The 5,886-nt window shown below is 36.4% G+C and carries 5 protein-coding genes; 2 read left to right on the forward strand and 3 right to left on the reverse strand.

Features of this window, described 5'->3' with window-relative positions:
* Positions 1 to 131: 131 nt before the first annotated feature.
* Genes V7161_RS29105 through V7161_RS29115 form a run of 3 tightly spaced genes read right to left on the reverse strand, consistent with a single transcriptional unit; the run spans position 132 to position 3,581 of the window.
* On the reverse strand, positions 132 to 1,187 hold the full coding sequence (locus tag V7161_RS29105; protein ID WP_335716256.1) for a Ger(x)C family spore germination protein: 1,056 nt from the start codon (positions 1,185 to 1,187) through the stop codon (positions 132 to 134).
* Positions 1,174 to 2,253 carry a GerAB/ArcD/ProY family transporter gene (locus V7161_RS29110; protein WP_335716257.1) on the reverse strand — a complete coding sequence of 360 codons (1,080 nt, stop codon included), beginning with the start codon at positions 2,251 to 2,253 and terminating at the stop codon, positions 1,174 to 1,176. Before V7161_RS29110 ends, V7161_RS29105 begins: the two co-directional genes overlap by 14 nt.
* The gene (locus tag V7161_RS29115; RefSeq protein WP_335716258.1) at positions 2,253 to 3,581 is read right to left on the reverse strand and encodes a spore germination protein; all 1,329 of its coding nucleotides are present in this window, start codon (positions 3,579 to 3,581) and stop codon (positions 2,253 to 2,255) included. The genes V7161_RS29110 and V7161_RS29115 overlap by 1 nt, the downstream gene beginning before the upstream one ends.
* Positions 3,582 to 4,171: 590 nt before the next feature.
* Here V7161_RS29115 and V7161_RS29120 point away from each other — a divergent pair.
* Together V7161_RS29120 and V7161_RS29125 are read left to right on the forward strand one after the other, a co-directional pair.
* On the forward strand, positions 4,172 to 5,368 hold the full coding sequence (locus tag V7161_RS29120) for an oxalate decarboxylase family bicupin (protein WP_335716259.1): 1,197 nt from the start codon (positions 4,172 to 4,174) through the stop codon (positions 5,366 to 5,368).
* Positions 5,369 to 5,402: 34 nt separating this feature from the next.
* Positions 5,403 to 5,666, forward strand: coding sequence for a hypothetical protein (locus tag V7161_RS29125; protein ID WP_335716260.1), 264 nt, complete (start codon positions 5,403 to 5,405; stop codon positions 5,664 to 5,666).
* Positions 5,667 to 5,886 lie beyond the last annotated feature (220 nt).

Raw genomic sequence — 5,886 nt, forward strand, 5'->3', positions numbered from 1 at the left:
CCTTATACTATTTATAACAATAACGTCTTTTGTTGTATTTATACAAATTATAAATATCTCCTTAAAAGATATAATTTCGATGGAAAGTATGTAAAATAAATCTGTTTATAAAACAATTTACTACCTCTCCTCTACGTTGTTCTTAAAAATCCTTCATTTTGAATCTCAATATGGAACCGCATATCCATATTCATATTAGGAAGGTAAACGTTTCTCCAATTTTTTAATTCTTCGTGTGAAATCTTGCTTCGATAAAACTGCCCTAATCCGAAAATATCAGCTTCACTTTTTTGTATTTTAGAAAATAGTTGGTTAAACCGATTCGTAAGGATATCATTTAGTTCCTTTTTTATTAAAGTAGCGGATGGATTTCCTCTTGTTTCCATTACCACGACCTTCAAATTTATTCTGCTTTTCATATATGGTGTTTTTCCATTAAATTCGACTTTATTATCCATGGAATTACTGACAATCATTACGGATGCGTGGTCCGAAACTTCAATTTTTCCTTGAGCACTTTCTTCCTTAAAAGCATTATATAAAAGAGTTTCTTCCGAGCTGATTTGGCCCACCATTTTCCCTTTTTTAATGATGGCTGACCCGATTTGTTCCAGGGGGGTGGCTTTTCCTGTTTGAATGATTGGTAATGCAGCATCACGTGTAGAGGAATGGATACTGCGGTAAACTTCCCATACCCGAGTAAGTGAGATTTCAGGAGTCCATCCGGCATTTTTTTCAAAAAAGTCGTATGTAGTCACTCCTTTTTTTGTTTTCTCGTAGAACGTAGCAATATCCTCATTACAAATGGCTACTAAGGCTTTATTTGGAATATCACGTGACCTAATGAATCCAGATATAAGGTCAATTAAACCTTGCTCTGCAATACGTCTGTCAAGCAATATTATCTTTACATGGAGCAAATCGACACTACCCTCCATATTTCTGCTAAGATTGTCGACCGCTTGAGTGATTGTTTCTCCTTTTGCCGATACAAGTTGCATTTTTGCTCTTGGTTCTTCTGATTCAGGGATTTTAAGAAACACCCTGTATTGTCCGTCCTCTTTCGAAATCGCCATGACTACAGGAAGCACTCGATGGTTGATATCTTTATAATCCCAACATCCACATAATGTTATAGTTATCAATATTAGAGGAATAATATATGCGAATCGTTTAAATGGTTTCATTTTTACCCTTCCTCTTTAATCGTAGTCCCAAAAAACAAAGCGATAAGGGGATAGATATAATACTGTAAAATCTAAAAAATGCGTTCCACCGGAATAGCTTATTTACATCCTCCCAGGTTGGTGCAACCAATAGACAGGTAAAAAAGACTAATACAGACAATGACAATAATAGAAAGATTGGTTTAATGGATGGAATATAATGGTTTATGATTCGAATTGCTTTCCATGTTGTCATAGATGTGTAAATGGTAACAAAACAAATTAAACTTATAAGAAAAAACATAGTGACCCTTTCAAACATTAGCCAATTAATGCTTAACGAATCTAAAACAACAACGAATGGCATAAAAAGAGTGGATGCCGTATGCGGTCCAAATGTTAGAACTGGAATATATACTGAAAATATAAAAAAGGGTATAAGAATTAATGCAGCCACCACAACTCCCTTTTTCCCATAAGAAAAATAGGGCTGTACAAAACCCAGGAATAAAAATCCTCCGGCAAAGGCAAAAAAGCTCTCAAAGAAATCAGGTTTTGTTAGGAATCGGAAATCAGTATCAATTGGAATCGCATATCTCCAATCAGCGTTTTCGAAAGAAAGAATCATGATAAAAAGAATGATAGGCAGAAAAATGAAAGCCAGGATTAGCCCGGTTCGAAAAATCACTTCAATTCCTTTTGCTGCCAAGTAGGTTATCATTGATAGCAATAAAATCATAATCGCCCATATAGGTGTGTGTGTTAAAAAGACAATGTTAATTATTTCTGCGTAAGCTCTGACAGTTATGATAATAACCATGATGAAATATATCAAAACTGGGATAAGGAATAAGAAAGTTGGAATTTTCCCAATCCCTGAATAGATGCTGATAATATCTTTGTTCGGAAAAAAACTTAATCCCTTCAAATAAATTAAGATAAAGATAAAATGTAACGTTACACCTAATAAAATCGGTGCCCAGTGACCTTGAGACGTACTGGCTAAAATATTACCTGGATACAAAAAAAAGATAAGTCCCAAATGACTTAAAATATAAATAGATATGACATGTAAACTTTTAGCCATTATTGTTTTTCATTCCTTTGAAGGTTTACATAGATATAGGGTCTTCCAAAGGTATTCACACTTGCTAAATAAGCAATGGTAAATACCAGTCCAGTAGCCAATCCTATAAGTCCAAAAGCAGCAGCAAGTACAACGAGAATATACTTATACAATCTTATGGAAACAGCCTGTTGAAAACCGATAATGGTTGAGTTTGCAATGGTAGTGGCTGCAAGAACAATAATCAGCAGGTTGCTAACTAATTTAGCTTCTACAACGGCTTGTCCGAGGATAATTCCGCCTACCATGGTTATGGTTGGACCAACTGATTTCGGCAACCTTATGGTAGCTTCTAGAATCAATTCAAGTATGACGAGCATTAAGATAATTTCTACTAACGCCGGATATGGCACTCCTTCACGGCTATGGGCAACCGTTAAGGCAAGATCTATCTGCAGCACTTCGGGATTCACCGAAACTAATGCGACATACAATCCTGGAAATATCAAAGTCACTAAAATACCTAAAACCCTTAGAGTTCGTATGGCAATCATCAAAAATAGAGGGAAATTTCGGTCGTTTTCATCGATAAACATATCCTCTAAAAGAATTGGCAGACACAACGCTAAAGGAATATCGTCTACAAAAAGAATGACTCTTCCTTTTTTTAGACATTGTACTACTTGGAAAGGAAGGTCAGTGGTATGAAATTTTGGGACAGTCTCCCAAGAAGAAAATCCCATCATTTTTGTAAGACTTTGAATATGACTTATATCCATCTCTATTTTTTCTTCAATCTTATTCTGAATGATTTCAACCAGTTCCTTATCTGCTCTACCATCCATAAAAAGCAATGAGACTTTCTTAGTCTTATTAGGTCCTGTTAAGAATGAGGTTACAGAAAGATTACTCGAAGGAAATTGTTTACGAACAATCCCAATATTTGTTTCGATGTTTTCAGTAAAGGAAACTAATGGACCCTGCATGACATTTTCATTAGAAGGTACATCAATCGAACGATCTAACGTTTTCGTAACAGGCTCAACAGTAATATAACGATTGGTATTTTCAAAAGTAATAATAAGTTTTCCTTCATATATAGAGGAAATAGCCTTCTTTGTATCCGCCTCTTCCTCTTTGCCAAGCATGGACCAGAATTCATCAATCAATTTATCTTCCGAGAAGGCACTTTTTGCATAATGGTGAAGGAAATCCCTTGTTTTATTTAAATCAACTAATGTCGTAAATCCTAATAGGACAACCGGAGTATTGGCAATGTAATCCCGCTGCAAAAACAAATCATCGTTTTTCCCCAACACGGTCTTAATTTGTTGCACCAAATAATCCATAGCTATAGTCCCCTCACAAATAATTAATACCAATAAAAAATATTAATTTAATTCTGTTTTATTATGATTGCCCTTTAGTACATGTTTCTTGGTAATAACTTATAGGAAAAACAGGGGAACCTTATAATTTTATTTTGGTTTAAAAAGGAATATTTTATGCGAAATGATTTCTGAATCATGATTCACCCCACATTTACAAGTTACTCCCAGTCATTCTATTTCGTTATTCCTTCTTCAACTAATGGATGCTCTAATGAAACAGGGACCTTCAAATGACGGTCTCTTTTGTGTAGGTAGACAAAAACGTATAAATGTATACTTCTTTTCTTCTACTTTGTAAATCGTATATTTTCCTGCTCCGTGTTGTTCATCAAGCTTCATAATGGCTCTTTCATTGGCTATGCTTTTATCTTTCGCATTTTCTATTTCGGTTGTAGAAAGTTCATAATAATTTCAACTAATGGGAGCATTTTTAAAAAAAGTAATGCCCCTGTTTTAAATTATCAATAGGTAAGTAACCAATTAAAGCCCAACTCATACAATATGCTATAGGATTTTTACTTAATCACCCAATAAAAGAGGAGCATATGATGGAGAAACGTACTATTAATCAATTGGGCGGAAATGTGCCACAACCGATCCGTAGTGATGGAGCAGGTGGGATTGACTCCGGTCCTCGTAATATTATGCGGGATCTTCAAAATCCGAATATGCTTGTCCCACCTATGACAGATGCTGGATTGGTTCCTAACCTAAAATTCTCATTCTCAGACACTTCAATGATATTAAATCACGGTGGATGGTCACGGGAAATCACTGTCAGGGAACTTCCTATAGCGACCACCCTTGCTGGAGTAAATATGAGCTTAACTCCCGGAGGAGTACGTGAACTCCATTGGCACAAACAAGCAGAATGGTCTTATATGCTTTTAGGACGGGCACGTATAACCGCGGTTGACCAGCAAGGTCGAAATTTTATTGCCGACGTTGGCCCAGGAGATCTTTGGTACTTTCCGCCAGGTATCCCACATTCAATTCAAGGGTTGGAAAATTGCGAATTTCTATTGGTCTTTGATGAGGGAAACTTTTCCGATCTTTCCACCTTATCCATCTCTGATTGGTTTGCACATACACCAAAAGATGTACTGTCGGCCAATTTCGGAGTTCCAGAGAGTGCGTTTAACTCTATTCCTTCTGAACAGGTATATATCTATCAGGGGGAGGTACCCGGTCCATTGGAAAGTCAAGAAGTCCAATCCACCATCGGAGAGGTTCCTTTAACATTCAAGCACGAGCTGTTGAAACAAATACCAATCAAAACGCCTGGTGGAAGCGTAAGAATTGTGGACTCATCTAACTTCCCCATTTCAAAAACCATCGCAGCAGCACTTGTTGAGATAGAACCGGGTGCAATGAGAGAACTTCATTGGCATCCCAATAACGACGAGTGGCAGTATTACCTTACCGGACAAGGACGAATGACTGTATTTACTGGAAACGGTGTAGCTCGTACATTTGATTATCGAGCTGGTGATGTTGGATATGTACCCTTTGCTACTGGACACTATATTCAAAACACCGGTACTGAAACATTATGGCTTTTAGAGATGTTCAAAAGCAACCGCTTTGAAGACGTGTCTCTAAATCAATGGATGGCACTGACTCCTAAAGAATTAGTTAAGAGCAACTTAAATGTTGGATTAGAATTGATCGACTCTCTACGCAAGGAGAAATGGCCTGTTGTGAAATATCATGGGCGTTCCCACTACCCTAAAGATAAGAGGTGATTTTATCATCCATAGAGTTGTGGAGGTGGTTTCTATGTACAAAACTATTTACGACTACGCAGCCGAGATTGCAAAAGATGTTATAAAAGCAAGAGGGGAGGCTATTAATGGCGAAAGTGAATTATTAGAAACTTATCTAAGTGATGAGGCTGTTACCAACTTATATAAAAAAATATTTAGAGTTCTATCTGACCAAATAATATTTTATGACGTTGCCGTTGGACAAAATTATTCCCTCCCACCATCTAACTTTTGTCAACCATATGCAGTTTATCAGAATTCCTCATTTTATAAGTAGTAATATCATCACTAAATCAAGGAGTGATCAGTTTAGGGTATGGATTCTCTTCTTTTTTTAGTACAATAGGGCAAGTACCTTTTAGGGGGCTTGCTTTATTAATTTTAAATAATTTCATAGTTGTTTTAGAGTTACTTATTAAGTTAGATTGTAAACGATTTCACTTAAACTAACGGGTTGCAAGAGTTAAAGATTGGGATGGCAGTGGCGATCCTTTTTT

The sequence above is a fragment of the Neobacillus drentensis genome (genome assembly GCF_036965425.1).
GTDB classification, from domain to species: domain Bacteria; phylum Bacillota; class Bacilli; order Bacillales; family Cytobacillaceae; genus Neobacillus; species Neobacillus drentensis_F.

Coding starts and splice junctions, on each gene's coding strand:
- V7161_RS29120 (WP_335716259.1), top strand. CDS start 4,172: ATGGAGAAACGTACTATTAATCAATTGGGCGGAAATGTGCCACAACCG.
- V7161_RS29125 (WP_335716260.1), top strand. CDS start 5,403: ATGTACAAAACTATTTACGACTACGCAGCCGAGATTGCAAAAGATGTT.
- V7161_RS29110 (WP_335716257.1), bottom strand. CDS start 2,253: ATGGCTAAAAGTTTACATGTCATATCTATTTATATTTTAAGTCATTTG.
- V7161_RS29115 (WP_335716258.1), bottom strand. CDS start 3,581: ATGGATTATTTGGTGCAACAAATTAAGACCGTGTTGGGGAAAAACGAT.
- V7161_RS29105 (WP_335716256.1), bottom strand. CDS start 1,187: ATGAAACCATTTAAACGATTCGCATATATTATTCCTCTAATATTGATA.